Below are 24653 nucleotides of genomic sequence, written 5' to 3'. Positions count from 1 at the left end.
TGGTCAGCCCTCCAGGAGCCGGGAACGGGACCGGCCGTCGAGGAAGTCCCGCCAGGTGCAGCCGCCGGAGCGGTTGCCGGGGACGAGGTCGGCGCCCGCCCGCAGCGCCGCGGCGAACGCGCCGGGCAGGGGGAGCTCCAGCACCGGCCGGCGGCGCCCGGTGTCCCGGAGGCGGCCGCGGACGAGCTCGGCCACCGGGAGGACCTCCGGCCCGCCGAGGTCGGGCAGCCGGCCCGCGGGCCCGCACGCCACGGCGTCGGCCAACCGGCGGGCGACCTCCTCGACGTCGACCGGCTGGAACCGCCAGCCGCGCGGCACCGGTACGACGGGCAGCCGCACCAGGCGACCGAGCAGGTCGTCGACGAACTCGTGGAACTGGGTGGTGCGCAGGACCGTCCACGGCAGCCCGGATGCCTCGATCGTCCGCTCGGCGGCCAGCTTGGACCGGTAGTACTGCGTCGGGATGCGGTCGACGCCGACGATGGAGACGTAGACGACGTGTGGCCGCCCGGCGTCGCGCGCGGCCCGCAGCAGCCGCTCGGTCCCTCCAACGTCGACCGTCCGGGACCTCCGCGGGTCCGTGGCGCAGTGCACGATCGCGGACGTCCCGGCCACCGCCTCGGCCAGGCCGGCCCCGGTGGCCAGGTCGGCCACCACCACGTCGGCGCCGGGCGTCGGCGGCCCGGCCGTGGTACGGCTGAGGATGCGGACGGTGTGGCCGTCGGAGGCCAGGGCGCGGGCGACCCGACGCCCCAGGAGCCCGGTGCCGCCGGTGACGAGCACGGTGGTCATGGCGCAGTTCCCTCTCGGTCGGAGCTCATCGACCACGAGAGCGTGTCGCCGGCGGTTTGACGTCCGCTTGACCCGCCGCGGCCGATGCCCCGTCCCCGCGCCAAGCCGACGTCAAGCCGGCGGGCGGAACCTCGCCGCGGATCCATCCCCGAGACCCACCGGAGGGACGATGGCGCCCGATCCGCGCGGTTCACCGGCCGGCATGATCTTCCGACGGCTGGACGCGGACGGTGACCGTCGCCGAGCCGCACGACTGCTCCCGGGCTGCGCCCTGGACGACCACGACGGGACCTGCGCCTGGTACGGGCTGTGCGACCTGACCGCGGCGGAGGCCACCGGCCTCGCCGCCGTCGCGCGGGTCCGCTGCGCCGAGCCGGGAACGGCCCGCCTGTGCGGTCTCGCCGTGTCCACGGCCTACGACGGCCCGCGCGTGGGACGGCGCCTGGTCCGTGAGGTCGCCGACCGGATGCGGGCATCCGGGATCGAGGAGCTCAGCGCTCCGCCCGCCCTCGACCACGGGGTCGTCACGGTGCTGGCGCAGGTGGGGTTCACGGTCTCCGAGCAGCCTCAGGAGCGTGGCCGGGGCTGGCTCCGGCTGCCGCTGTGACGGGCGGGGGTGGTGGCTCGTGCGGTGTCGGTGGCGCGCTGCTGCAGCAGGACGGAGCCCTGTTCAGCGGCGAGGGTGACTGCCCGGTGGAGAGCGCTGCGGGCCTGCTCGGGCCGCGGTTCGGGCAGGGCGAGCAGGGCCAGCGCCCGGAGGCGGTGCAGCTCGGGCTCGTAGAGCCGCTCGCCCGTGCGCTCGACCCGGGAGAGCGCGTCGTCGAGCAGCCGTAGCGCCGCCACCGGCTGGTGGTCGCGGAGGTGGGCCTCGGCCAGCAGCCCGAGTCCCCAGGCCATGAGGTGCTGGACGCCGCCCGCCTCGATCTGGCTGAGCTGCTGGCGCAGCGAGGGGATGGCGACCTCGGGATCCCCGTCCAGGGCCTCCACCCAGCCCAGGACCACGGCTGCGTAGCCGCCCGGCGCGGGGAAGTTCCACTTGGCGGCCAGTTGCTGGGCTTCGACAGCCCACCTGCGCGCCGCCGAGCTGTCGCGGCGCAGGGCGGCCAGCAGGGCAGCCCCGGTCAGGACGGCGGCGCGCGCGAACGGGTGCTGCTCGCGGGACCCCTCGACGGCCGCCGCGACCAGGTCTGCGGCGGGCTGCAGCTCGCCGAGGGGGTCCAGCACGGCGGAGAGCTGCAGCTGCAGGATGAACACCGGCGGGAGGGGCTCGCCCGGCGTGGGCGCTCCGCGCTCCACCCGCAACCCCCGCTCGAGCTGCTCGCGGGCCTCGAGGAGCCGACCCTGGACCCACAGCGTCCTGCCCAGCGCCAGGTGACCGACGGTGGACGCGACCGGATCACGGGTGTCCTCGGCGATCCCGAGCAGGCGCTCGGCCAGGGCGCCGGCCGCGCGGTGGTCGGCCCGGGCGTACGCCACCTCGAACAGGCTGTGGTACGCGGCGAGCAGCGCCGAGCTGTCGCCGAGCTGGTCGGCCAGTTCACGGGCGCGGGCGAAGCTCGCCCACGCCTCCTCGCTGGCGGTGTCGTGCAGCTGGACCAGCAGCGTGCCCAGACGCAACTGGACGTTCAGCTCCGAGGCGGTCCGTCGGGTCGTCGGTGGCGCGATGGCGAGCAGCTCCAGGCTCCGCCGCAGCTGTCGCTCGGCCTCTTCGTGCGCCAGGGTGTCGACGCACAGTTCCGCCGCGGCGATGACGTGGGGAACGGCCCGGTCGGCGCCCACCACCGGTGCGGCCAGCCACCAGTGGTGGGCCACCTGCAGGACGTGCTCGCCGTCCCTCCCGCGCCGGTCGAGCAGCGCCTGCCCCACGCGTGCGTGCAGCCGGGCCCTGCGCGCTCGGCTGATCTCCTCGTAGACGGCCTCGCGGATCAGGGCGTGCGCGAAGCGGAACCGGCCCACCGTGGCGGGGTCCTCGAGGACGAGCCCGGCGGACACGGTGAGCTCCACGGCGTCCAGCGCCTCGTCGTCGTCCACCCCCGTCACGGTCGCGACGACGTCCAGGTCGAACTCCTGACCGACGACCGCCGCGACGAGCAGCACCGTGCGCGTCTGGTCGGGTAGCCGGCCCAGTCGCCGCCGCAGGACGTCCCGCACGCCGGCGGGGACCTGCTGCGCGACCAGCGACGCCGTCTCGACCGGGGTCCGCCCGGGCCAGCCGCTGGCGCCGAGCAGGCGGAGCACCTCGATGACGAAGAACGGGTTGCCGCCCGTGCGGTCACTGACCAGCCGGGCCAGCTCGTCGTCCGGGTCCGTGCCGGCGTGGGACGCCATGACCTCGGCCACGTCCGCGACTCCCAGGCCGGCCAGGTCCAGCCGGTCCACCGGAGCCGTGCGTGCCAGCTCGGCGAGGGTGTCGGCGAGCGGCTCGCCGCCGTCCAGGGTCCGGTCCCGGTACGTGGCCAGCACCACGACGGGCGCGTCGCCCAGGGCCGCGGCCAGGTGCGTCAGCAACCGTCGGGAGGCGACGTCCGCCCACTGCAGGTCGTCGAGGACCAGGAGCAGCCGTCGGTGGGCGCTCAGGTGCAGCAGCGCCTCGGTGGCCGCCCGGCACAGCCGGAAGCGGGACGCCTCCACGTCGACCACCGGCGCGGCTGCGCGAGGCCCGTCCTCGGCGAGCTCGGGCAGGATGAGGGCCAGCTCAGCCGCGTGCGGGCCCAGCGCCGTCGCGGGCGACCGGGCGTCCTCGGTCGCCAGCAGCTCCCGGAACACCCGGGTCCACGGCCAGAAGGCCGGCGCTCCGGCGTCCTGGTCGCTGCGCCCCCAGGCCACGGTGACGCCGACTCCCCGGGCGTGCCGTGCCGCTTCCTCGGCCAGGCGGGTCTTGCCGATGCCGGGCTCGCCCGCCACCAGGACCACCCGGCCCCGGCCCGTCGTCGCCTCGGCCAACGCCTGGTCGATCACCCGCAGCTGCGTCTCCCGTCCCACGAGACCGTCGGCCGCCGCCGGCGCCGTCTCCGGTGCCGGGGCGGTGGCGGGTCCGGTGACGGGGACGACCTCCCGCGCCGGCCCGGACCTCCCGCCGTCGGGACGGGCGGCAGCCGCCCAGTCCAGCTCCGGGGCCTGGCACAGGATGTCCCGTTCCAGGTCCTGGAGCGCCGGCCCCGGGTCGAGGCCCAGCTCCTCACGCAGCAGCGCGCGGAAGTGCTGGTAGCTCTGCAGGGCCTCGGCCTGCCGCCCGCAGCGGTACAGCCCGACCATGCGCAGACCCTGCAGACGCTCCCGGAACGGGTGCTCGGCGGTCAGCTGGTCGAGCTCGGCGACGACGAGGGCGTGCCGGCCGGTGCCCAGGTCGGCACTGAGCCGGTCCTCCCACGCGGTCAGCCGGAGGTCCTCCAGCCGGGCCCGTTCGGCCTGGACGAACGGGGCGTCGCCGACGTCGGCCAGGACGGGTCCCCGCCACAGCCGCAGGGCGTCGGCCAGCGTGTCGGCGGCGCGCGCGGCCTCACCGGCCTGCAGGAGGTCGTGTCCCCGCTGGGCGAGCGTCCGGAAGCGAGCCGCGTCGAGGTCCTCGTCGCGGACCACGATGCGGTAGCCGGGTGCCTGGTTGACGAGCACCGTCGCGGGGGCGCCGGGGGAACGCCGCGGTTCCAGCAGCCGACGCAGGTGGGAGACGTAGGCCTGCACGGACGCCAGCGCCTGCGGTGGCGACTGCCGGCCCCAGAGCTCCTCCACCAACCGGTCCAGCGACACGACCCTGCCGGCGTCGAGCAGCAGGATCGCCAGGACGGCGCGCTGCTTCGGCCGGCCGAGCGCCAGCGGCCGTCCGGCGTCGAGCACCTGCAGCGGCCCCAGGATCTCGAACTGCACCGCCCGCCTCCCCGTCCCGGCCGGTCCGCCGTCGGGCCATCATGCCGCCGGTCCCCGCACTCCTGACCCCTCGTGAGCGCGGCCGGGCCTGGGAACGAGGCCGTCAAGTGGACGTCCACGATCCGTCAAGGGCGGACGTCGAGGCTCTCCCCGGGAGCGCGGCCCCGTGGCCGCGCGCCCTTCCTGATCCGCTCGCCCGGGAGGCTCCCATGCGTCTCGCCGTCAAGCTGCTGCTGGCCTGGTTCACCCTCTTCGGGTTCACCGTGGGGTCCTGGCAGGCCGTCTTCCCGGCATCCTTCTACGCCGACTTCCCCGGGCTGGGTCACCACTGGGTGAACCCGGACGGCCCCTACAACGAGCACCTGCTGCGCGACGTCGGTCTGGGCGGCCTCGCCGTCGGCACGGTCGCGCTCGTCGCGCTCGCGACCGGTGTCGTCTGGGTGGCCCGCGCCACCGGGGTGGCCGTGGTCGTGGTGAACCTGCCCCACCAGCTCTACCACCAGGCCCACGTGTCGGTCCTGCCCACCGCGGCGGACCAGGTCCTGCAGTCGGTGACCCTCGCCGTCGTCAGCCTGACCGCGATCGCGCTGGTGGTCCTGACCCTCCGGATGCCCGCCACCCCCGCACCCACCCCGGCCGACACCGGCTCCCGTGCACCTGCGCCCACTCGTCTCTAGGAGGACGTCATGGACATCGCGCAGCTCCTCGCCGACTTCGGCGACTGGGCCTACGACCGCCACGCCAACCCGCTGAGCTGGTACATCCGACCGCTCTTCCTGCTCCCGCTGGCCTGGTTCGCCCACCGCCGCAGCGGCTGGGGCATCGCCGGCACCCTCGTCGCCCTCGCCACCAGCATCTTCTGGTTCCCCGCTCCCGCTCGGCCCGATCCGCAGATCCTGGAGTTCCTCGACTTCGAGCGGGAGTGGCTCACCGGCACCTGGGACCTGGAGAAGATCGCGCAGGCGGTGCTCGCTCCGCTCGCACTGACCGCCTACTGCGCGGCCTTCTGGCGGCGGTCGGTGGTCTGGGGCCTGGTGCTCCTCAACCTCATGGCCGTCGGCAAGCTGCTGTGGGGCGTCGTCGTCGGCGACGGCACCGGATGGGCGATGACCGCGCCCGCCCTGACCGGGCTGCTCATCGGCGACGCCGCCGTGCTGTGGGGGCTGCGGCGGCTGCGGGCGCGCCGGCGGCAGGCCGCGAGCGAGCCATCGGCCCCGCCGGTCCTGTCGACGACCTCCTCGTGACCGCGGCATGAGTCCGCCCGTCGTGTCGGAGCGCCGGCTGGTCGGTGTCGTCCGCCGGCACCCCGTCGCGAGCTTCCTGGTCTGGTCCTTCCCGGTGGGGCAGGCGATCGCCTTCCAGCCCGTCCTCGCGCGCGAGTGGTACGACGTGGACCTGCCCACGGCTCCGTTCGTCGTCGCGGCCACCCTGCTCGGCCTGCTGCTGCCGGCACTGGCCGTCACCCGCGTCGTGGACGGGCGGGCGGGGGTCCGGGCGCTGTGGAACCGCACGGTGCGGGTGCGGGTGCCCCTGCGCTGGTACGGTCTGGCCCTGGTCGTCGTGCCGGTGGCCAGCACAGCGACGGCCGTGGTCCTGCTCGGGCCGCCGGAGGGGACCGGCTGGGTGCTCGCTGCCGCCCTGGCCTCCGGGCTGCTGGTGCAGGTGCTCCTGGGGTTCCTCACCACCAACTGGGCGGAGGAGGTCGCCTGGACGGGCTTCCTCCAGACCCGCCTGCAGGACCGGCACGGGCCGGTGCGCGCCGCACTGGCGACCGGACCGCTGTTCGCGCTGCAGCACGCCTCCCTGGCGTACGGCAACGGTTGGCTGGGCGGGACGGCCGTCCTGCTGTTCATCACCGCGACGGCCGTGCCGTTCCGGTTCCTGCAGGGGTGGGTGGCCAACCGGACCGGCAGCCTCCTCGTCGTCGGCCTGGTGCACGCCGCGGGGAACGCGAGCACCGACGGGAGCGGTTTCCTCGGGGACGGTCTCCTGCCCCGGCTCTACCCCGGGGTGACCGTGGGTCCCGTGCACCTGCTGGCCAGCGCCGCCCTGGGCCTGGTCGTCGTGGCGGCCACCCGTGGCCGGCTGGGCCGGTCCCCGTCGAGAGGTACCCGAGGGGGCGCCGTCCGGCCGTTCCGAGGTCGTCGGGCAGCCCGGGTGCACGGGCCGCCGGCCGTTCCAGGAGAGTGGTGGTGATCGAGGAGGCTCCCATTCCGGTTGACCAGATCCTGGACGAGGCGACGCGGATCGCCGACCACCTGCTGGACGTCCAGACGCGCGTGAACGGGCAGATCGACGCGGCACTGGCGGAGCTGCTGCCCGCCGTGCAGCAGCGGCTGGGTGTGGGGGGAGGGGACGACGTCGACCTCTCCGACCTGGTGAACGCCCGGATCACCGGCCTGAGCGTCGTGGTCACGCCGGCCGCGGTCGCGACCGTCGTCCCGCTGCCGGCTGCCTCCGCGGCCACGACGCGGGCCGGGCGCCACGCCGTGACCGACATCGTCCGGGGTGCCGACGACCGCCTGGTCGTCATCGCCGGGCCGTGCTCGATCCACGACCCGGCCGCCGCCCTGGAGTACGCCGGTTTCCTCGCCCGCATGCGGGAGCGGCACGGCGACGACCTCGAGATCCTGATGCGGACCTACACGGAGAAGCCGAGGACCGAGGTCGACTGGAAGGGCTTCGCCTACGACCCGTTCCTCGACGGTTCCAGCCGCATCAGCGTCGGCCTCGTGGCGACCCGGCTGCTCATGTGCCGCATCACCGTCCTCGGCGTCCCCGTGGCCGCCGAACCGCTGAACGCGCTGACCCCGCAGTACGTCAACGGACTGGTCACCTACAACGGCGTCGGCGCCCGCAACGTCACCGACCAGACCGCGCGCGAGCGGGTGTCCGGCTTCTCCTCCGTCGTCGGCTTCAAGAACTCGCCGGAGGGCAGCATCGAGGCCGCCATCTCGGCCGTGCTGACGGCGCGGGCCCCGCACGAGTTCCTGGGGGTCGACCACCACGGGGTGAGCGCCCAGCTGTCGACGACCGGCAACGACACCGGCCACGTGATCCTGCGGGGCGACGAGGACGGCCCGAACCACTCCGCGGCGCACATCGCCGAGACGAAGCGGAAGCTGGCGGCGCGCGGGCTGCCCGAGGTGGTCGTCGTCGACGCCTCGCACGGCAACAGCCGGAAGGACCACCGGCGCCAGCCGGGCGTCGTGCGGGACCTGGCCGGGCAGGTCGCCGGCGGCGAGCGGGCGATCCGCGGGGTGATGGTCGAGAGCCACCTGGTCGCGGGCCGGCAGGACCTCGACCAGCGGCACCCCGAGCGGCTGGAGTACGGCAAGAGCGTCACCGACGCCTGCGTCGACCCGGGGACGACCGAGGAGATGCTGGCCGAGCTGGCCGAGGCCGTCCGCTCCCGTCGCGGCGCCGGCTCCCGGTCGGTGCAGGAGGATGGCGCGACGGCGGCGGCTCGTCCGCCGTGGTGAGTGCGCCGGGAGCGGAGGCGGGCATGTGGGCACACCGGCTGGTGGCTCCTCAGCGGCTGGAGATGACGGAGGTCCCGGCGCCGCAGGAGGCCGCGCTGGGGCCGGGTGAGGTCCTGGTCGCGGTGGCCGCCGGTGGCATCTGCGGCAGTGACCTGCCGTTCTTCCGGGGTGGGGTCTCGCCGGACGCGGGCCCGGACGCCCGCGAGTTCGGCACGCCGGGGTTCCCGATGCACGAGGTCGCCGGCGCGGTGGTGGCCTCCCGGCACCCCGACGTCGGCGTGGGCGAGGCCGTCGTCGGGTGGGCGCCCCGCTTCGACGGCCTGGCCGAGCTCGTCGTCTGCGACGGGGACGGGCTGCACGCCCACGACCGCCGGCTCCCGGCGCGCACCGCGGTGATGATCCAGCCGCTCGCGTGCGTCCTGTACGCCATGGAGCAGGTCCGCCCGGTCGCCGGCCGCACGGTCGCCGTGATCGGGCAGGGACCCATCGGGCTGCTGTTCGGTCACGTCGCGAAGGCGGCCGGTGCCGCGCGCGTCGTGGGTGTCGACCGGGTCGACCGGTCGGACACCGCCGCCGTGTTCGGGGTGGACGAGCCGGTGCGGGCCTCGAGCGACCTGTGGGCGGCGTCGCTGCCCGCCGGGGAGCGCCCGGACCTGGTCGTGGAGGCGGTCGGGCACCAGACGGCCACCCTGACCCACGCCGTCGAGGCCGTCGCGTTCGGCGGCGAGGTCTTCTACTTCGGGGTCCCGGACGAGCTCGTGTACCCCCTGCCGATGCGCCTGCTGCTGCGCAAGAACCTCACGCTGCGGTCCGGGGTGACGCTGGAGCGACGACGGGTGCTGGCCCTGGCCGAGGAGTACCTGCGCGAGCACCCGGAGCTGGCGGAGTGCTACGTCAGCCACGTCTTCCCGGCGGCCGACGCCCAGTCGGCCTTCGAGCACGCCGTCCGCCCCGCGCCCGGGCAGGTCAAGGTCGTCGTCGCGACGGCTTGACCGCGGGGCTGTTGTGATCGGGATCACAGGACGTTACCGTCCACGAGGGTCGTCTCCGTGGGGGCGGCGAGCTCCCGATGGGACCGAGACGCCACGGATCACCCGAGCAGAGGTGCTGGCCATGTCCGCCGAACCCCGCAGGCCCGGCACGGCGCTCGACCCGGATCGCAACCTCGCCCTGGAGCTGGTCCGCGCCACCGAGGCCGCGGCCATCTCCTCGGCCCGCTACGTCGGCCGGGGGGACAAGAACCAGGTCGACCAGGCGGCCGTCGATGCGATGCGGCCGGTGCTGGGCACCGTCGGCATGTCCGGGGTCGTCGTCATCGGCGAGGGCGAGAAGGACGAGGCGCCGATGCTCTTCAACGGGGAGCAGGTCGGCGACGGCTCGGGCCCGGAGGTCGACATCGCCGTCGACCCGGTGGACGGCACCTCCGCCGCCGCCAAGGGGCTGCCCGACGCGGTCGCGGTCGTGGGCCTGTCCGAGCGGGGCACGATGTTCGACCCGGGGCCCTGCGTCTACATGCACAAGCTGGTCGTCCCGGGCGCCGCCGCCGGCGCCGTCGACCCCGAGGCGCCCATCGCGGACGTCCTGGCGGCGGTGGCCCGCGCGCTCGGCAAGCGCCAGGAGGACCTCACGGTCGCCGTCCTCGACCGTCCCCGGCACGCAGAGCTCGTCGCGGACATCCGTCGCGCGGGGGCGGCGGTCCGGTCGCTGCTCGACGGCGACGTCGCCGGTGCCATCGCCGTGGGGCAGCCGGACTCGGGGGTCGACCTGCTGGTCGGCGTCGGGGGCACGCCCGAGGGCGTGATCGCCGCCTGCGCGCTGCGGTGCAGCGACGGCGAGCTGTTCGGCCGGCTCCAGCCGCGGGACGACGGCGAGCGGGCCGCCGCCCTGGACTTCGGACACGACCTCGACCGCATCCTCACCACCACCGACCTCGTGTCGGGCGACGACGTGTTCTTCGGCGCCACGGGTGTCACCACGGGCGCACTGCTGCGCGGCGTCCGCTTCCAGCGGGACGCGGTGGTCACGCAGTCGCTGTCCATGCGCTCGAGGTCCGGGGCGATCCGCGTCATCGAGACCCGGCACGACCGCAGCCGCTCCAACCTCATCCGCCACTGACCAGGCGCCACGACGTCCGGCGCCACCCGAGCACAGGAGCGACCGTGCCCATCTCCGAACGGCTCAGCCCCGGGAACCGCGCCGCCGCCCTCGAGCGGCTGGCGGCGGAGGAGCTCGACGTCCTGGTCATCGGTGGCGGCGTCGTCGGTGCGGGCGCCGCGCTCGACGCGGTCACCCGGGGGCTGAAGGTGGGACTGGTGGAGGCGCGGGACTACGCCGCCGGCACCTCGAGCCGGTCCAGCAAGCTCTTCCACGGCGGCCTGCGCTACCTCGAGCAGTTCGACTTCGGCCTCGTCTTCGAGGCGCTGCGGGAGCGCCGCCTGGTGCTCGACACCCTCTGCCCGCACCTGGCCAGGCCGGTCCCCTTCATCTATCCCCTGCAGAAGCGCATCGACCGGGCCTACGTCGGGCTGGGCATCGGCGTCTACGACGTGATGGGTGCCGGGCGCGGCGTGCCCGGACACCTCCGGCACCTGGGCCGCCGGAAGACGGCGGAGTCCTTCCCGTCCGGGCGGCGGTCGGCGATCCGGGGCGCCGTCCGCTTCTACGAGGGCCAGGTCGACGACGCGCGGCACACCATGATGCTGGCCAGGACCGCGGCCGCGTACGGCGCGCTGTGCGTGAACAGCACGCGGGTCACCGAGTTCCTCCGGGAGAGCGACCGGATCGCCGGGGTCCGGGTGCGCGACCTGGAGGGCGGCGGCGAGTTCCCCATCCGGGCGCAGCAGGTGATCAACGCGGCCGGGGTCTGGACCGACGAGATCCAGCAGATGGTCGGCGGGAGGGGGCAGTTCCAGGTCCGCGCGTCGAAGGGCGTCCACCTGGTCGTGCCCCGGAACCGGATCAACAGCGCCACCGGCGTCATCACCCGCACCGAGAAGAGCCTGCTGTTCATCATCCCGTGGGGCAGCCACTGGATCATCGGGACGACCGACACCGAGTGGGACCTCGACCTGGCGCACCCGGCCGCGAGCAGCAACGACATCGACTACCTGCTCGAGCACGCGAACGGGCTGCTGCAGGACCCGCTCACCCGGGAGGACGTCGTGGGCGTCTACGCCGGGCTGCGGCCGTTGCTCTCCGGGGAGTCCGAGGCGACGAGCAAGCTCTCCCGCGAGCACGCGGTCGCCAGTCCCGTGCGTGGCCTGACCGTCATCGCGGGCGGCAAGTACACGACCTACCGGGTGATGGCCAAGGACGCCGTCGACTCCGCCGTGCACGGCCTGGAGCGCACGGTGCCGCCGTCGATCACCGAGCGGATCCCCCTGGTCGGCGCGGAGGGCTACCTCGCCGCGCACAACGCGCGCCGGCTCACCGCCGAGCGCACGGGCCTGCCGCTGTCGACGGTGGAGCACCTGCTGGGGCGGTACGGGACCCTCAGCGGGGAGCTCTTCGACCTCATCTCCGAGCACCCCGCACTGCGCGAGCCGCTGGCGGGCGCACCGGAGTACCTGAAGGTCGAGGCGCTCTACGCGGTCAGCCACGAGGGAGCCCTGCACCTGGACGACGTCCTGACCCGCCGCACCCGGATCTCGATCGAGGTGCCCGACCGTGGCGTCGCCGCGGCCCGTGACGTCGCGGAGATCGTCGCGCCGCTGCTCGGCTGGGACGCCGAGCACGTCGAGCGGGAGGTGGCGCACTACCGGTTGCGGGTCGAGGCCGAACGGGAGTCGCAGGAGCAGGTGGACGACCGCACCGCCGACGCCGCACGCCTGGGCGCGCCGGACGTGCGGGTGGGCGCGGCCAGCATGGCCTGACCGGCGCACCGGCCGCGGATCCCGTGGCGGCCCCACCGGCTCCGGCACACGCGGCTCAGCCGCGGTGCAGCCGCCGGTGCAGCTCCCGGACCTGCTCGTCCAGGCCCCGCGCCGGACCGTCGACGGCGACGCCCGGTGCCACCTCGGTCACCGGCAGTGGGCGCACCGGCCCCGGCGGGACGCCGAGCTCGGCCAGCCACCCGGTCAGCTGCGCCGAGGAGCTGGCGTACACGATGCGGCCGAGGCCGACCCAGCCGTGCGCGGCCGCGCACATCGGGCAGTGCTCGCCCGACGTGTAGACCGTGCTCGCCGCCCGGTCCCCCGGGGACAGGTGCGTGGCCGCCCACCGGGCGATCGCGAACTCCGGGTGCTGTGTGGCGTCGCCGCCGGCCACCCGGTTGCGGTCCTCGAACCGCACGGTGCCGTCCGGGCCGACCAGCACCGACCCGAACGGCTCGTCCCCGGCGTCCAGCGCCTCGGTGGCCAGCTCGACGCAGCGCCGCAGGTGGGCCCGGTCGACGTCGGTGAGCACACCGCGATCCTGCCCCACCGCCGGCGGGGACGGCACCGGCACCGGTCAGGGCACCAGGTCCACCGCCGCGCGGAACGAGCCGTCCATGTGGAACGGCGTGGAGACGTGCTCGTGGGTGATCAGCCAGGTGCCCCCGGTCCGGTGCAGGCACAGCGTGGCCCGGAACCACATCGTGAACCCCTCGGCCGACCCCTTCGGTGTCGCGCTCATCCGCACCAGGCCGTGGGCGACGGCCAGGTCCCCGTCCACCGTGACCGCGAGGTCGGAGGTGTCGTACTCCATCCCCGGCTCGAACGTGGCGAACCACGCGCGGTGGCTGCCGGGGTCGAGCACCTCGGCCGGTGGCCGGCGCAGCGGCGGCGCCAGGTCGAAGACGACGACCGCGGGCGCGTGGTGGCCGACGAGACGATCGGCGTCCCGCTCCTCGATCGCGCGGCTCCGGTCCTCGATCACCGCGCGGACCTGCTGTTCGCCGTGCGTCCCCGTGGCCTGGGCGGGCTGTCCGTGCTGCAGGCTGGTCATGGCCGATCCTCTCTCCCCAGGCCCCCGGTCGGGACCCGTCGGTGAGGTGTCGGAGCCGGGCCGCCGGCTTCGACACGGTGGTGTCGGCGGAGGCCGCGGCCCGAGGAGGACCCCGTGAGGTACCTGATCCTGATCCAGAGCAACCCGCGGTCCCGCGAGGTCTGGGAGGGCCTGTCGGACGAGCAGCGCGCCGCCTTCGGGCGGGCCCACCTGGCGCTCACCGACGAGCTGGTGGGCACGGGCGAGCTGGTGGTCTCCGAGGGGCTGCCCGACCCCTCGGCCGCCACCCTCGTGAGCGTGCGCGACGGGCGGACGCTCACCAGCGACGGCCCGTTCGCGGAGGCCAAGGAGTACCTGGCCGGGTTCTACCTCGTGGACGTCGCCGGCCTCGACCGGGCCGTGGAGATCGCCGCGAGGGCGCCGGACGCCGCGACCGGCTCGGTCGAGGTCCGTCCGGTCCACGACCTCGGCCAGTTCGACCTGTGACCGGGACCGGCGGCCGGGCGTGCGGCACACCGCAGCTCGAGGACCTGCTCCGCGCGCTCACGCCCCAGGTGCTGGCTGCCCTGTTGCGCCGCGGCGGCTCCTTCGACACGTGCGAGGACGCCGTCCAGGAGGCCCTCCTCGCGGCGGCGTCCCAGTGGCCGGCCGAGGGAGTGCCGCGCGACCCCGCCGGCTGGCTGGTCACCGTGGCCACCCGCCGGTGGACCGACGCGTGGCGGCAGGACGTCGCACGTCGCCGCCGGGAGGAGTCGGTGGCGGCGCGGGAGCCGGACGAGCCGGTCGTCGCCCGCGCGGCCGACGACACGCTGACACTGCTCCTCCTCTGCTGCCACCCGGCACTGACCGCGGACGCCCAGGTGGCGCTCACGCTGCGCGCCGTGGGCGGTCTGACCACCGCGGAGATCGCCGGCGCGCTGCTGGTGCCCCCGGCGACCGTGGGGCAGCGCATCAGCCGGGCGAAGCAGCGGATCAGGGCCGGCGGCGCGCGTTTCGAGCTGCCCTCGCCCGACGCCCGTGCCGAGCGGGTGGCCGCCGTCCGCGACGTGCTCTACCTGGTGTTCACCGAGGGGCACACCGCCAGCTCCGGCGCGGTCCTGCACCGGGTCGACCTCAGCAGCGAGGCGATCCGGCTGACCCGGCAGCTGCACGAGGCCCTGCCCGGGGACGGCGATACGGCCGGCCTGCTCGCGCTGATGCTGCTCACGGACGCCCGGCGCCCGGCGCGGACCCGGCCCGACGGCAGCCTCGTGCCCCTGGCCGAGCAGGACCGCCGGCTCTGGGACCGGGCCGCGATCGCCGAGGGGGTCGCCCTCGTCTCCGCCGCCCTGGCGACGACACCGGTCGGCGCCTTCCAGCTGCAGGCCGCCATCGCCGCCGTCCACGACGAGGCCGCCCGCGTCGAGGACACCGACTGGCTGCAGGTCCTGGGGCTCTACGAGCTGCTCCGCACGATCGACCCCGGCCCCATGGTCGCCCTCAACCGGGTCGTCGCCGTCGCCATGGTCCGGGGGCCCGAGGCGGGCCTGGCCGAGCTGGACGCACTGGTCGCCGGGTCGTCGCTGGCCGGACACCACCGGACCGCCGCCGTCCGCGCCCACCTGCTGGAGCGGGCGGGACGGCCGGGCGCCGCGTGCAGCGAGTACGAGCGGGCCGCCTCCCGCACGCTGAACCTGCCGGAGCGCCGCTACCTGGAGCGGTGCGCGCAGCGCCTGCGGACCGGCGGGAGCGAGTAAGATCGGCGCCGACGCCAGCTCGGTGTCACGCCCCTCCGCTGGCGGAGGGAGATCGGCGGTCCCTCTCATGGGGCTCACCACTGCACGCACGTCCCCCCGGCCCGGAACGGTCCGGTCGTGACGACCATCCGGGTCACCCGCCGGCACCAGGTACGGCTCGAGCTGATCGAGCCCGTGTCCCCACGGACGACGCTCGACGGGGCGTGGTGGCCCCGCACCCAGGACCTGTCCCAGGAGCTGTCCGGCCTGGTCGAGGAGCTGCACCGCCGGGGGATCAGGGTGACGCGGGTGGGCTACCACCCCACCGCCTGGGGCCCGACGCCACGGCGGCTGGAGGCCGACGGCCGGACCATCCGCCTGGGCTGGTTCCGCGGCCTCGATCCCCACCAGCTGAACCTGACCGGTGACCCGGCCCGCGGCCGGGTGGACCTGCTCGTGATCCCGCCCGACACGACGGCGGCATCCGCGGAGCAGGCCTTCGCCGCGGCCGGTGACCGCGCCAACCAGCAGACACCCACCGCACTGCTCGACGCGCTCGGCGCGGCCGGTCCGCCGGTCGAGCGGCCCACCGCGGTCGCCGACGCGTCGTCGACGTGACCAAGACGCTGCGGGTGGCCGGGACGGACCTCGTGTGGGAGGTCGAGGACTCCGTCGACCTCCCGAGCCGGGCCGAGGAGATGGTGACCGCGCGGGCGAGCAACCAGGTCGTGACGATCATGGCGCGCCTGCCGGGCCAGCGGGAGTTCGCGCACGTGACCCTGGCGCCCGGACAGCTCGCGTGGTGGTCGCTGGGCGAGGAGGGCGGCACGAGCCCGGTGCACGGGGGCTGAGCGGGGAGCTCAGCGGCGAGGCCGGTCCGACGGCGGGTCGGGGTGCAGCATCCGGGAGCAGCGGGCGTCGCGGAGGTGGGCGGCGACCGCCGGCGAGACGGACGCCAGGCGCAGGGACGCCTGCCGCAGGCGCATCCAGTCGTCGGCCTCGTGGACCGGCGCCATCCCGTCCTCGTCGACGGCGTGGACCCCGGCGAGGTCCAGGACGAGTTCCTCGGGGCCGCCGTCGACGGTGAACATCGACAGGAACAGGCGCAGCCGGCCCGCGGTGTCCGCGTTCAGCTGACCTCCGATGCGCAGCACCACCGACTGCTGGCGCAGGCTCAGGACGAGGCGCTCGGGGCAGTCCTCCGGGGGAGGGGGGTCGGCCGGCGGGAGGTCCTCCCTGACCACGTGCAGACCGTGCCGTGACCGTTCAGCCATGTGACGCTTCGCCCCCGGGCAGTCGGACGTGCCGCTGCCGGGTCCGGGGCAGTGCCCGCTCGCGCGGGCCTGGGGCCGAGCCTACGGCCGCGGAGCCGGCCGCGCTGGTCCTGGCGACCGGCCCCGCAGAGCGCCGGAGGAGGCTCAGCTCTTCTTGTCGGTGGTGGTGAGCCGGTCCATCTGCGACCGGGTGTCGGCCTTGACCTTGCGCTCCGAGCGCTTCTCCTTGAGGGACTTGCCGGACTTCTTCGACATCGAGTGTCGGGGGGACTTGTCGGCCATGAGGCGCTCCCTAGTCGGGAGCCTGAGCGGCTCCGTGCCCGAACGCTACGCCCAGCGGCCGCGGGCGTCGGCGTCCGTCGCGCGGGCCTCCGATCCGGGTGGCCGGGCGACCGGGCTCAGACCTCGACGGCGGTGCCGCAGATGCCGCAGACCTCGAGCCGCCGGCGTCCCCACCGGGCGACGGGCACGAAGAACACCGTCAGCTGCCGGGACTGCCGCACCCGCGCCCACCGCGTGGTGTTGCCGCAGCGGGGACAGGTGCGGACGTCCCCCGGGCCCAGGTCCTGCTGACGGGTGCCGAGGCCGAAGAGGAAGAACACACCGCCAGCGTAGGCAGGGGTCCCGCCGTCACCCTCCAGCGCAGGACGCCCACGGCCGGCCCACCGCGCCCTACGCTCTGCTCCGCCCGGGCCCGCCGGGCCGGACCCGGAGGAGGGCGCGTGCCCGGCGACGTCGAGGTACCCCCTGGCCGGAGCCCGTGGAAGTGGAGCCGCACCGGCGAGACGCGCCGCGTGCTGCTCGACGCCGCCCGCGCGGTCTTCGCCGAACGCGGCTTCGCCGACGCCGCCGTGGCCGAGGTCGTCGAGCGGGCCGGGTCCAGCGTGGGCAGCCTCTACCACCACTTCGGCGGCAAGAGCGAGCTGTTCCTGGCGCTGTGGGAGGACTGGCAGGGCAGCCAGGAGCAGCGCGCGGCCCGGGCGGTGGCGGCGGCGCGCGCGGCGGGGGAGACCCGGCCGCTCGCGCTCTTCGTCGCCGGCGCCCGCGGCTTCCTGCGCGGCTCCTGGGAGGGCCGGGCCGTGGGCGGCCTGTTCGTCGACGCCGACGGCCCGCCCGGGTTCGAGCTCATGCGCCGTCGCCGGGCCTCGGAGTGGCTGCGGCAGAACGCCGTCCTGCTGCGGACGCCGGACGACGCCCTCGGCCGCCTCACCGTCTCCGTGCTGACCCAGGTCATCGGCGAGGCCGCGCGGGAGGTCATGGGCAGCCGCACCCGCCGGGAGGCCGAGGCGGTCACCGAGGCGGCCATCGCGATGATCGACCGGCTGGGCGCCGGGCTCGGCGACGAGGTCAGCGCCCGCCCAGCGGACGCACCGTCCCCTCCCGCGCCACGGTGAGCACCAGCCGGCCGGCCCCGGTCCGCGGGTGCGCGGACCGGGGCCGGGTCGGCCGGTCAGCGGTGCAGCAGCTCCCCGAAGCGGGCGCTGCTCTCGTCGATCGCCGTCTGGGCGGCCGGCGAGGCGGTGCCCATGTCGAAGAAGCCGTGGATCAGCCCGTCGTAGCGGGTGACCGAGGCCTCCACACCGGCGGCGCGCAGCGCCTGGCCGTAGGCCTCGCCCTCGTCGCGCAGCGGGTCGAACTCCGCCGTCACGACGACCGCCGGCGGCAGGCCGGACAGGTCGGCCGCGTGCAGCGGCGACAGCCGCGGGTCCTCCGCGTCCTCGAACGCGCCGACGTAGTGCCCGTAGAACCAGTCCATCGTCGGCTGCTCGAGGAAGTAGCCCCGCGCGTTCTGCACGCGGGAGGGGTACTCGCCCATCGCGTCGACGGCCGGGTAGATCAGGAACTGGCCGGCCAGCCGGGTGCCCTCGGCGGTCAGCGCCTGCGCGACGACGGCGGCCAGGTTCCCGCCCGCGCTGTCGCCGGCGACGGCGATCCGGTCGTCGCCGCCGAAGCGGTCCACGTGCTGCGCGATCCACCGGGCCGAGGCCACGGCGTCGTCGGCGGCGGCGGGGAACGGGTGCTCCGGCGCGAGCCGGTAGTCGACGGCGACGACGACCGCCCGGCTGCCCCGGCAGACGTGGCGGGCCATGTTGTCGTGGGTGTCGAGGTCGCCGATCACCCAGCCGCCGCCGTGGAAGAAGACGACGGTCGGGAACGGCCCCTCGCCCTCGGGCCGGTACACCCGCGCGCGCAGGTCGCCCTCGGCGCCGGGCACGGTCAGCTCCTCGGTGCTGCCGACGGGCACGACCTGCTCGGGGGTCCGGACGCCGGCGGTCAGCGCCAGGTACTGCGCGCGACCGACGTCGGGTGTCCCCTCGTACATCGGGGGCATGCCCGACTGCTCCAGCACGGTCAGCAGGGCGGCGGTGTGCGGGTCGACCGGCACGGTTCTCCTCTTTCTCGGGGGGTGGTGGGGGGTGTGGGTCAGGAGTAGCGGAGGCCGTCGTCCAGGTCGGCCGCGGGCAGCGTGTCCCGCTCCTCCACGTACTCCTTGAGGTGGGTCCAGGGCTCGCGGTCGCCGCGCTTGAACAGCAGGTGCTGGGAGCGCACGACGTAGCCGGCGTTGAAGTTCTCCGGGTCGGCCCAGGGCAGCAGCGGCATGTCGGCGTCCTCCGGCCGCAGCGTCGGGACGACGACCTCGGCGCCGCGCGCGGCCATGTGCTCGAGCAGCCGGCAGACGAAGGCGCTGACCAGGTCGGCGCGCAGCGTCCAGCTGTGCCGGAAGTAGCCGAAGACGTAGGCCATGTTCGGCACGCCGGTGATCATGATGCCGCGGTAGGTGACCCGCTCGGTGAAGTCGACCGGCTCGCCGTCCACGGTGAAGGCGACGTCGCCGAACACCGACAGGTCGAAGCCGGTCGCGGTGACGACGACGTCGGCCTCGAGCTCCTCGCCGGAGGCCAGCCGGATGCCGGTCTCGGTGAACGTCTCGATCGTGTCGGTGACCACCGAGGCCGTGCCCCCGCGCAGCGCGGTGAACAGGTCGCCGTCGGGGAGGACCGCCAGTCGCTGCTGCCAGGGCCGGTAGCTCGGGCTGAAGTGCCGCTCGACGTCGAAGCCCTCGGGCAGCAGCGGGCGCATCTCCTCGATGAGGAAGGTGCGCAGCTCGTCCGGGGTCTCGAACGACATGCGCTGCAGCTCGTCGCCCTCGGCGATGTGCGCCCGCCGCAGGATCTCGTGCGTCCAGTCCTCCGGGACGTCGAGCGCCCGCAGGGTCACCGCCAGCTCGTGGGTCTTGGGCCGGGCGATGAAGAACGTCGGCGAGCGCTGCAGCATCGTCACGTGCGCGGCGGTCTGCGCGAGGGCGGGCACCACCGTCGCCGCGGTCGCGCCGGAACCGATGACGACCACGCGCTTCCCGGCGGTGTCGAGGTCGTCGGGCCAGTGCTGCGGGTGCACGACCTCCCCGCGGAAGCGGTCCATCCCGGGCCACTCGGGCGTGTGCGCCCGCCGGTGGTCGTAGTAGCCCTGGCACATCCACAGGAAGCCGGCGGTGAGGCGCAGCTGCTCGCCGGTGTCCTCGCGGGTGACCTCGACGGTCCAGCGCCGCTCCCCGGTCGACCAGCTCGCGGCGGTCACCCGGTGCCGGTGGTGGATGCGCGGGCCGAGGCCCGACTCCTCGACCACCTCGTCGAGGTAGGCGAGGATCTCCTCGGCCGTCGCGATCGACGGTCCCCGCTACGGCTTGAACGAGTAGCCGAAGGTGAACAGGTCGCTGTCGGAACGGACGCCGGGGTAGCGGTGGGTCCACCACGTGCCGCCGCGCGCCGGCAGGGCGTCGAGGACGACGAAGCTGCGCTCCGGGAACCGGGTGGTCAGGTGGTGGGCGGCGTCGATGCCGGAGATGCCCGCGCCGACGACGAGGACGTCGACGTGCTCGGGGACGACGGCGTCCCCGCGCGGCCCCTCCTGCCCGGGTGCGCGGGTGGGCAGCTCGCTCGTGGTCAAGGGGGACCTCCCGGGACGGCATGACCTGTGTCACGAACCTAGACCGGCCGGGCTCGGTTGACCAGAACGCCGTTCGGATTCGTCCGCGCCGCCCCGGGCCCGTCCGGCGGCGGCCGGGTGGGACCAGCGACCAGCGACTAGGTTCGGGAGCCGACACGAGCCGACACGAGCCGACGTCGAGGAGGGCACGGATGGGGCAGTCCGGCAGGTCGGTGCTGGTCACCGGCGGCAACCGGGGGATCGGGCTGGCCATCGCGCGGGCCTTCGCCGAGCAGGGCGACCGGGTGGCGGTCACCCACCGCGGCAGCGGTGCTCCGGACGGGCTGCTCGGCGTGCAGTGCGACGTCACCGACGCCGCCGCCGTCGACCGGGCCTTCGGCGAGGTCGAGGAGGCCCAGGGCCCGGTCGAGGTCCTGGTCAGCAACGCCGGCATCACCCGCGACGGGCTGCTGATGCGGATGAAGGAGGACGACTTCACCGACGTCCTCGACGCCAACCTCACCGCCGCCTACCGGGTGTCCAAGCGGGCCGCGGCGAGGATGGTGCGCGCCCGCTCGGGGCGGATGGTCTTCGTCTCCTCCGTCGTCGGCCTGCTGGGCTCGGCCGGCCAGGCGAACTACGCGGCGTCGAAGGCGGGCCTGGTGGGCCTGGCCCGCTCGATCGCGCGCGAGCTGGGCAGCCGCGGGATCACCGCCAACGTGGTGGCCCCGGGCTTCGTCGAGACCGACATGACCGCCCAGCTGCCGGAGAAGCGGCAGCAGGAGATCCTCGGGCAGGTGCCGCTGGGCCGGTACGCCTCGGCGGAGGAGGTCGCGGGCGTGGTGCGCTTCCTGGCGAGCGACGCGGCGGGCTACATCACCGGGGCGGTCGTCCCGGTCGACGGCGGACTGGGGATGGGGCACTGATGAGTGGCATGGCGGGTAGCGGGATCCTGGCGGGCAAGAAGATCCTGGTCACCGGTGTGCTCACCGAGGCGTCGATCGCCTACGCAACCGCCCGGATCGCGCAGGAGCAGGGCGCCACCGTCGTCCTGTCCAACTTCGGCCGCGCCCTGTCGCTGTGCCAGCGGATCGCCAAGCGGCTGCCGCAGGAGGCGCCGGTCGTCGAGCTCGACGTGACGGACACCGAGCACCTGTCGACGCTGGCCGACCGGCTGCGCGAGCACGTCGGCGACACCCTCGACGGCGTCGTCCACTCCATCGGCTTCGCGCCGCAGGAGGCCATGGGGGAGGGCTTCCCGGAGGTGGCGTGGGAGCACGCGGCCACCGCCTTCCAGGTGTCGACGTGGTCGATGGCCTCCCTCACCCAGGCCTGCCGGCCGCTGTTCGGCGAGACCGCCTCCGTCGTGGGGCTGACCTTCGACGCCACCGTCGCCTGGCCGGTCTACGGCTGGATGGGCGCGGCCAAGGCGGCGCTGGAGTCGACCTCCCGCTACCTGGCCCGCGAGCTCGGACCCGAGGGCGTGCGGGTCAACCTGGTCGCCGCCGGCCCGCTGCGCAGCATGGCGATGAAGTCCATCCCGGGCAGCGCCCAGTTCGAGGAGGCCTGGGAGGGCCGCGCGCCGCTGGGCTGGTCGGTCACCGACACGGAGCCCGCGGGCAAGGCCGTGGTCGCGCTGCTGTCGGACTGGTTCCCCGCCACCACCGGGGAGATCGTGCACGTCGACGGGGGCTTCCACGCCGTCGGCGTGTAGAGGCCACAGCGCCACGCCGTCGGCGTCCAGGCGCATCCGTGCGCACCCCGTCCCGAGAAGAGAGTCCGTGCCCCGCGCCACCGTCGACCTCCACCCCGGCCAGCGACCCGACGAGGACCCGTCACTGGCCGTCCGCAACAACGGGGGCGCGCCGCCGTCGTCCGCCCCCGCGCCGGCCGGCCGCCGCGAGGCGCTGCTGGTGCTGTCCTTCGGCGGCCCCGAGGGCCACGACGACGTCATGCCGTTCCTCGAGAACGTCACCCGCGGCCGCGGCATCCCGCCCCAGCGGCTGCTCGACGTGGCCGAGCACTACCACCACTTCGGCGGGATCAGCCCGATCAACGAGCAGAACAAGGCGCTGATCGCCGCGGTGCAGGCCGAGCTGACGGCAGCAGGGATCGACCTGCCGGTCTACTGGGGCAACCGCAACTGGGACCCCTACGTCGAGGACACCTGGCAGCGGATGACCGACGACGGCATCGAGCACGTCTACGTGCTGGCCACCTCCGCCTACGCCTCCTACTCCGGCTGCCGGCAGTACCACGAGGACGTCGCCCGGGCGCGGATCGCGACCGGCGGGGGCCCCACGGCGGAGAAGCTGCCGCACTACTTCGACGCGCCGGGCTTCGTGCGGGCCAACGCGGACGCGCTCGCCGCCGCGCTGGCGCAGCTGCCCGACGACGTCCGCGGGTCGGCGCGGCTGGTGGCGACGGCGCACTCGATCCCCGACTCGATGGCCGCCGTCGCCGGTCCGGACGGGCACGCCTACGAGGCCGAGCTGACCGCCGCGGCCCGCGCCGTGGTGGACGCCGTGGAGCCGGGCCGGGACGTCGACCTGGTGTGGCAGAGCCGCAGCGGCCCGCCGTCGGTGCCGTGGCTCGAGCCCGACGTCAACGACCACCTGCGGGCGCTGCACGAGAACGGCGAGACGGCGGTCGTGCTGTTCCCGGTGGGCTTCGTCAGCGACCACCTCGAGGTGATCTGGGACCTGGACAACGAGGCGCGCGAGACCGCCGAGGAGCTCGGGATGGCGTTCGTGCGGGCCGGCACCGCGGGCACCCACCCGGCGTTCGTGGCGATGGTCCGCGAGCTGCTCGAGGAGCGCCGCGCCGGCGGGCAGCCCCGGCTGGGCACCAACTGCCCGGCGGCCTGCTGTTTCGTCCAGCGTCCGGCGGCCCGCCCGTCCTGAGGGGCGTTGACCCGGCCGCGGTCCCGGAGTAGACCGTCGGACCATCGGGGGCCGGACGAGGACGGTGCAGCGTGACCCCTGCTGTCGACGTCGATCCCGGCAACGCCGGTCAGCTCGGCGCCTGGGACGGCTCGCAGGGCGCGTACTGGGCCGCCGAGGCCGACCGCTTCGACCGGTCGATCGCCCGCTACGACACCCCGTTCCTGGCCGCGGCCGGCCTGCGCGCCGACGACCGGGTGCTCGACGTCGGCTGCGGCACCGGCCGGACGACGCGGGACGCCGCCCGGGTCGCGGTCCGCGGCTCGGCGCTCGGCGTGGACCTCTCCGCCGCGATGCTCGAGGTCGCCCGGCGGCGGGCGGCCGACGAGGGCCTGGCCAACGTCCGCTTCGAGCAGGCCGACGCCCAGGTCGCGCCCTTCGCCGCGGAGGGGTTCGACGTCGCCGTCAGCCGGACCGGCGCGATGTTCTTCGCCGACCCGGTCGCCGCGCTGGCCAACGTGGGCCGCGCGCTCGTGCCGGGCGGGCGGCTGGTCCTGCTGGTGTGGCAGGCGCTCGAGGCCAACGAGTGGATGACCGAGATCCTGGGCGCCCTGGCCGCCGGGCGCCCGCCGCCCACTCCGCCGCCCGGGGCGCCCGGGCCGTTCTCCCTCGCCGACCCCGCGCGCATCCGGGACGTCCTCACCGCCGCGGGTCACCGTCAGGTGGAGGTCGAGGGTCTGGCCGAGCCGGAGTGGTGGGGCGCCGACGCCGACGACGCCCTGGGGTTCGTGCTCGGCCTCGCCGGCTGGCTGCTCGACGGGCTCGACGACGTCGCCCGGGCCCGGGCCGTGGACGATATGCGGCGGCGCATCGAGGCGCATGCCGGCCCGAACGGCGTCGAGTTCGGTTCGGCCACCTGGCTGGTGACGGCCACGCGCGCGTGAGCCTCCCGCCCGGCCGGCCCGCCGCGCGCGGAAGGCGGGGGGGGGGGGGTCAGCAGGGGACGGCGTTGTAGGCGGCGACCGTGGCCTCGCGGACGGCGGTCGCCAGCGGGCGCAGCGCGTCGTCCCGGGCGGCGGCCTGCGCGTGGGTCACCGCGGCACCGGGGGCGTCGGCCACGGCGAGGTCGAGGACCCGCGCCAGCCGCCGGGCCCGGGCGAGCACCGACAGCGCCAGCGGGTCGGTGTCCGGCGGCAGGCCCGGCGCCTGCGCGGTGCCGAGCCCGGCCAGGAGCGCCGGCACCTCGGGGTTCCAGCGGGCCAGGTCCAGCGCGGCCAGGGTCCGGGCCGCGTCGCCCACGGCGAGGTCCAGCGCCCCCGAGACCCGGCGCAACGACCCCTCGACCGGCGGCGGCCCGGGCGGGAGCCCGTCGAGGGGGAACGCCGTCCACGCGGTCACCTCCGGCCCGAGCTCCTCGGGCACCAGGGCGACGTGCTCGCCGACGGCGGCCTGCCCGGCCTCCGTCGCGAGCGCGGCCAGCCCGGGCGCGCGCGGCAGCCCGCGGACGTCGCCCGGCACGGGCAGCACCAGCCGCAGCCGGCGCTCGCCGAGGCCACGCAGGGCGGTGAGCGCCCAGCCGAGCGGGACGGCGCCGCCGCTGCCGGGCAGGCCGGTGACGCGGTGCGCGCGGTCGTCGGCCAGTGCGTCGAGCGCGGTGTCGTAGGCGGTGCGTCCGGAGAGCCACGCGGTCGCCCAGACCGCGAACCGGCCGGCGAGGAGGTCGTGCACCGGGCGAGGTTACGTCGGCGCCGGAGGGTCCCCGCGGGCACCGGCGGCTCTGGGACACTGTGG

At 75.3% G+C, this 24653-nt stretch carries 28 protein-coding genes; 17 read left to right on the top strand and 11 right to left on the bottom strand.

What is annotated here, in order from left to right:
- Window positions 1-3: 3 nt before the first annotated feature.
- A complete protein-coding gene (locus tag ABQ292_RS01970) occupies window positions 4-792 on the bottom strand; it encodes an SDR family oxidoreductase (RefSeq protein ID WP_369202702.1) in 789 nt (262 codons plus the stop codon).
- Window positions 793-961: 169 nt separating this feature from the next.
- Between ABQ292_RS01970 and ABQ292_RS01965 the strand changes: the two genes are divergently transcribed.
- Complete coding sequence (locus tag ABQ292_RS01965) at window positions 962-1399, top strand: GNAT family N-acetyltransferase (RefSeq protein ID WP_369202700.1); 438 nt, start codon at window positions 962-964, stop codon at window positions 1397-1399.
- Here ABQ292_RS01965 and ABQ292_RS01960 read toward each other — a convergent pair.
- Window positions 1360-4656, bottom strand: coding sequence for an ATP-binding protein (locus ABQ292_RS01960; protein ID WP_369202698.1), 3297 nt, complete (start codon window positions 4654-4656; stop codon window positions 1360-1362). The two genes, ABQ292_RS01965 and ABQ292_RS01960, sit on opposite strands and share 40 nt — an antisense overlap.
- 209 nt (window positions 4657-4865) lie before the next feature.
- Here ABQ292_RS01960 and ABQ292_RS01955 point away from each other — a divergent pair, with 209 nt between their 5' ends.
- The 7 genes from ABQ292_RS01955 to ABQ292_RS01925 all read left to right on the top strand — a co-directional run bounded on the left by ABQ292_RS01955 (window position 4866) and on the right by ABQ292_RS01925 (window position 12010).
- Window positions 4866-5333 carry a hypothetical protein gene (locus ABQ292_RS01955; protein ID WP_369202696.1) on the top strand — a complete coding sequence of 156 codons (468 nt, stop codon included), beginning with the start codon at window positions 4866-4868 and terminating at the stop codon, window positions 5331-5333.
- Window positions 5334-5342: 9 nt separating this feature from the next.
- On the top strand, window positions 5343-5900 hold the full coding sequence (locus ABQ292_RS01950; protein WP_369202694.1) for a hypothetical protein: 558 nt from the start codon (window positions 5343-5345) through the stop codon (window positions 5898-5900).
- A gap of 7 nt (window positions 5901-5907) precedes the next feature.
- The gene (locus tag ABQ292_RS01945; RefSeq protein ID WP_369202692.1) at window positions 5908-6852 is read left to right on the top strand and encodes a CPBP family intramembrane glutamic endopeptidase; all 945 of its coding nucleotides are present in this window, start codon (window positions 5908-5910) and stop codon (window positions 6850-6852) included.
- Window positions 6849-8138, top strand: a complete 1290-nt coding sequence (locus ABQ292_RS01940) for a 3-deoxy-7-phosphoheptulonate synthase (protein ID WP_369202691.1) — start codon at window positions 6849-6851, stop codon at window positions 8136-8138. The genes ABQ292_RS01945 and ABQ292_RS01940 overlap by 4 nt, the downstream gene beginning before the upstream one ends.
- A gap of 23 nt (window positions 8139-8161) precedes the next feature.
- Window positions 8162-9130, top strand: coding sequence for a zinc-binding dehydrogenase (locus ABQ292_RS01935; protein WP_369202689.1), 969 nt, complete (start codon window positions 8162-8164; stop codon window positions 9128-9130).
- Between the two features lie 121 nt (window positions 9131-9251).
- On the top strand, window positions 9252-10253 hold the full coding sequence (glpX, locus tag ABQ292_RS01930; RefSeq protein ID WP_369202687.1) for a class II fructose-bisphosphatase: 1002 nt from the start codon (window positions 9252-9254) through the stop codon (window positions 10251-10253).
- Window positions 10254-10297: 44 nt separating this feature from the next.
- Window positions 10298-12010: a glycerol-3-phosphate dehydrogenase/oxidase gene (locus ABQ292_RS01925; protein WP_369202685.1), complete on the top strand. Its 1713-nt coding sequence runs from the start codon at window positions 10298-10300 to the stop codon at window positions 12008-12010.
- Window positions 12011-12065: 55 nt separating this feature from the next.
- Here ABQ292_RS01925 and ABQ292_RS01920 read toward each other — a convergent pair whose 3' ends face one another.
- Both ABQ292_RS01920 and ABQ292_RS01915 read right to left on the bottom strand, forming a co-directional pair.
- On the bottom strand, window positions 12066-12542 hold the full coding sequence (locus ABQ292_RS01920; protein ID WP_369202683.1) for a nucleoside deaminase: 477 nt from the start codon (window positions 12540-12542) through the stop codon (window positions 12066-12068).
- A gap of 45 nt (window positions 12543-12587) precedes the next feature.
- Window positions 12588-13064: a YybH family protein gene (locus tag ABQ292_RS01915; protein ID WP_369202681.1), complete on the bottom strand. Its 477-nt coding sequence runs from the start codon at window positions 13062-13064 to the stop codon at window positions 12588-12590.
- Between the two features lie 114 nt (window positions 13065-13178).
- Here ABQ292_RS01915 and ABQ292_RS01910 point away from each other — a divergent pair, with 114 nt between their 5' ends.
- From ABQ292_RS01910 to ABQ292_RS01895, 4 genes are all read left to right on the top strand, one after another.
- Window positions 13179-13550 carry a YciI family protein gene (locus ABQ292_RS01910; protein WP_369202679.1) on the top strand — a complete coding sequence of 124 codons (372 nt, stop codon included), beginning with the start codon at window positions 13179-13181 and terminating at the stop codon, window positions 13548-13550.
- Window positions 13547-14800 carry an RNA polymerase sigma factor gene (locus ABQ292_RS01905; protein WP_369202677.1) on the top strand — a complete coding sequence of 418 codons (1254 nt, stop codon included), beginning with the start codon at window positions 13547-13549 and terminating at the stop codon, window positions 14798-14800. Before ABQ292_RS01910 ends, ABQ292_RS01905 begins: the two co-directional genes overlap by 4 nt.
- Before the next feature lie 117 nt (window positions 14801-14917).
- Window positions 14918-15397 carry a DUF5994 family protein gene (locus ABQ292_RS01900; protein WP_369202675.1) on the top strand — a complete coding sequence of 160 codons (480 nt, stop codon included), beginning with the start codon at window positions 14918-14920 and terminating at the stop codon, window positions 15395-15397.
- Complete coding sequence (locus tag ABQ292_RS01895; RefSeq protein WP_369202673.1) at window positions 15394-15630, top strand: hypothetical protein; 237 nt, start codon at window positions 15394-15396, stop codon at window positions 15628-15630. Before ABQ292_RS01900 ends, ABQ292_RS01895 begins: the two co-directional genes overlap by 4 nt.
- Before the next feature lie 9 nt (window positions 15631-15639).
- Here the strand turns inward: ABQ292_RS01895 and ABQ292_RS01890 are convergent, their stop codons facing one another.
- The 3 genes from ABQ292_RS01890 to ABQ292_RS01880 all read right to left on the bottom strand — a co-directional run bounded on the left by ABQ292_RS01890 (window position 15640) and on the right by ABQ292_RS01880 (window position 16655).
- The gene (locus tag ABQ292_RS01890; RefSeq protein ID WP_369202671.1) at window positions 15640-16023 is read right to left on the bottom strand and encodes an STAS domain-containing protein; all 384 of its coding nucleotides are present in this window, start codon (window positions 16021-16023) and stop codon (window positions 15640-15642) included.
- Between the two features lie 174 nt (window positions 16024-16197).
- Complete coding sequence (locus tag ABQ292_RS01885; protein ID WP_369202669.1) at window positions 16198-16335, bottom strand: hypothetical protein; 138 nt, start codon at window positions 16333-16335, stop codon at window positions 16198-16200.
- 116 nt (window positions 16336-16451) lie between these two features.
- The gene (locus ABQ292_RS01880; RefSeq protein WP_369202667.1) at window positions 16452-16655 is read right to left on the bottom strand and encodes a zinc-ribbon domain-containing protein; all 204 of its coding nucleotides are present in this window, start codon (window positions 16653-16655) and stop codon (window positions 16452-16454) included.
- 120 nt (window positions 16656-16775) lie between these two features.
- Between ABQ292_RS01880 and ABQ292_RS01875 the strand changes: the two genes are divergently transcribed.
- Window positions 16776-17447 (top strand): helix-turn-helix domain-containing protein, encoded by a 672-nt coding sequence (locus tag ABQ292_RS01875; RefSeq protein ID WP_369202665.1) that lies wholly within the window; start codon window positions 16776-16778, stop codon window positions 17445-17447.
- Between the two features lie 56 nt (window positions 17448-17503).
- Here ABQ292_RS01875 and lipP1 read toward each other — a convergent pair whose 3' ends face one another.
- From lipP1 to ABQ292_RS01860, 3 genes are read right to left on the bottom strand one after another with little or no spacing between them, the layout of a single operon-like run.
- Window positions 17504-18439 carry a LipP1 family hormone-sensitive lipase gene (gene lipP1 / locus ABQ292_RS01870; protein WP_369202663.1) on the bottom strand — a complete coding sequence of 312 codons (936 nt, stop codon included), beginning with the start codon at window positions 18437-18439 and terminating at the stop codon, window positions 17504-17506.
- Window positions 18440-18477: 38 nt separating this feature from the next.
- The gene (locus ABQ292_RS01865) at window positions 18478-19701 is read right to left on the bottom strand and encodes a flavin-containing monooxygenase (RefSeq protein ID WP_369202730.1); all 1224 of its coding nucleotides are present in this window, start codon (window positions 19699-19701) and stop codon (window positions 18478-18480) included.
- A gap of 30 nt (window positions 19702-19731) precedes the next feature.
- Entirely contained in the window at window positions 19732-20001 is a 270-nt protein-coding gene (locus ABQ292_RS01860; RefSeq protein WP_369202661.1) for an NAD(P)-binding protein, read from the bottom strand.
- A 191-nt stretch (window positions 20002-20192) separates the two neighbouring features.
- Here ABQ292_RS01860 and fabG point away from each other — a divergent pair, with 191 nt between their 5' ends.
- The 4 genes from fabG to ABQ292_RS01840 all read left to right on the top strand — a co-directional run bounded on the left by fabG (window position 20193) and on the right by ABQ292_RS01840 (window position 23806).
- Window positions 20193-20906: a 3-oxoacyl-ACP reductase FabG gene (fabG, locus tag ABQ292_RS01855; RefSeq protein ID WP_369202659.1), complete on the top strand. Its 714-nt coding sequence runs from the start codon at window positions 20193-20195 to the stop codon at window positions 20904-20906.
- An 8-nt stretch (window positions 20907-20914) separates the two neighbouring features.
- Complete coding sequence (gene fabI, locus ABQ292_RS01850) at window positions 20915-21694, top strand: enoyl-ACP reductase FabI (RefSeq protein ID WP_369202657.1); 780 nt, start codon at window positions 20915-20917, stop codon at window positions 21692-21694.
- Between the two features lie 67 nt (window positions 21695-21761).
- Entirely contained in the window at window positions 21762-22883 is a 1122-nt protein-coding gene (locus ABQ292_RS01845) for a ferrochelatase (RefSeq protein WP_369202655.1), read from the top strand.
- A 71-nt stretch (window positions 22884-22954) separates the two neighbouring features.
- Window positions 22955-23806: a class I SAM-dependent methyltransferase gene (locus ABQ292_RS01840; protein ID WP_369202653.1), complete on the top strand. Its 852-nt coding sequence runs from the start codon at window positions 22955-22957 to the stop codon at window positions 23804-23806.
- A 49-nt stretch (window positions 23807-23855) separates the two neighbouring features.
- Here ABQ292_RS01840 and ABQ292_RS01835 read toward each other — a convergent pair whose 3' ends face one another.
- A complete protein-coding gene (locus ABQ292_RS01835) occupies window positions 23856-24590 on the bottom strand; it encodes an Rv1486c family protein (RefSeq protein ID WP_369202651.1) in 735 nt (244 codons plus the stop codon).
- Between the last annotated feature and the right edge of the window lie 63 nt (window positions 24591-24653).

Source organism: Geodermatophilus maliterrae (assembly GCF_041018925.1).
GTDB lineage: Bacteria > Actinomycetota > Actinomycetes > Mycobacteriales > Geodermatophilaceae > Geodermatophilus > Geodermatophilus maliterrae.
Note: the sequence above shows the minus strand (reverse complement) of the source record. Positions and strands in the feature narration are given on the sequence as shown.

Excerpts from the sequence above, each read along its gene's own strand:
- ABQ292_RS01970 (WP_369202702.1), bottom strand. The coding sequence starts at position 792 with ATGACCACCGTGCTCGTCACCGGCGGCACCGGGCTCCTGGGGCGTCGG.
- ABQ292_RS01965 (WP_369202700.1), top strand. The coding sequence starts at position 962 with ATGGCGCCCGATCCGCGCGGTTCACCGGCCGGCATGATCTTCCGACGG.
- ABQ292_RS01955 (WP_369202696.1), top strand. The coding sequence starts at position 4,866 with ATGCGTCTCGCCGTCAAGCTGCTGCTGGCCTGGTTCACCCTCTTCGGG.
- ABQ292_RS01950 (WP_369202694.1), top strand. The coding sequence starts at position 5,343 with ATGGACATCGCGCAGCTCCTCGCCGACTTCGGCGACTGGGCCTACGAC.
- ABQ292_RS01945 (WP_369202692.1), top strand. The coding sequence starts at position 5,908 with ATGAGTCCGCCCGTCGTGTCGGAGCGCCGGCTGGTCGGTGTCGTCCGC.
- ABQ292_RS01935 (WP_369202689.1), top strand. The coding sequence starts at position 8,162 with ATGTGGGCACACCGGCTGGTGGCTCCTCAGCGGCTGGAGATGACGGAG.
- glpX (WP_369202687.1), top strand. The coding sequence starts at position 9,252 with ATGTCCGCCGAACCCCGCAGGCCCGGCACGGCGCTCGACCCGGATCGC.
- ABQ292_RS01915 (WP_369202681.1), bottom strand. The coding sequence starts at position 13,064 with ATGACCAGCCTGCAGCACGGACAGCCCGCCCAGGCCACGGGGACGCAC.
- ABQ292_RS01885 (WP_369202669.1), bottom strand. The coding sequence starts at position 16,335 with ATGGCCGACAAGTCCCCCCGACACTCGATGTCGAAGAAGTCCGGCAAG.
- fabG (WP_369202659.1), top strand. The coding sequence starts at position 20,193 with ATGGGGCAGTCCGGCAGGTCGGTGCTGGTCACCGGCGGCAACCGGGGG.
- fabI (WP_369202657.1), top strand. The coding sequence starts at position 20,915 with ATGGCGGGTAGCGGGATCCTGGCGGGCAAGAAGATCCTGGTCACCGGT.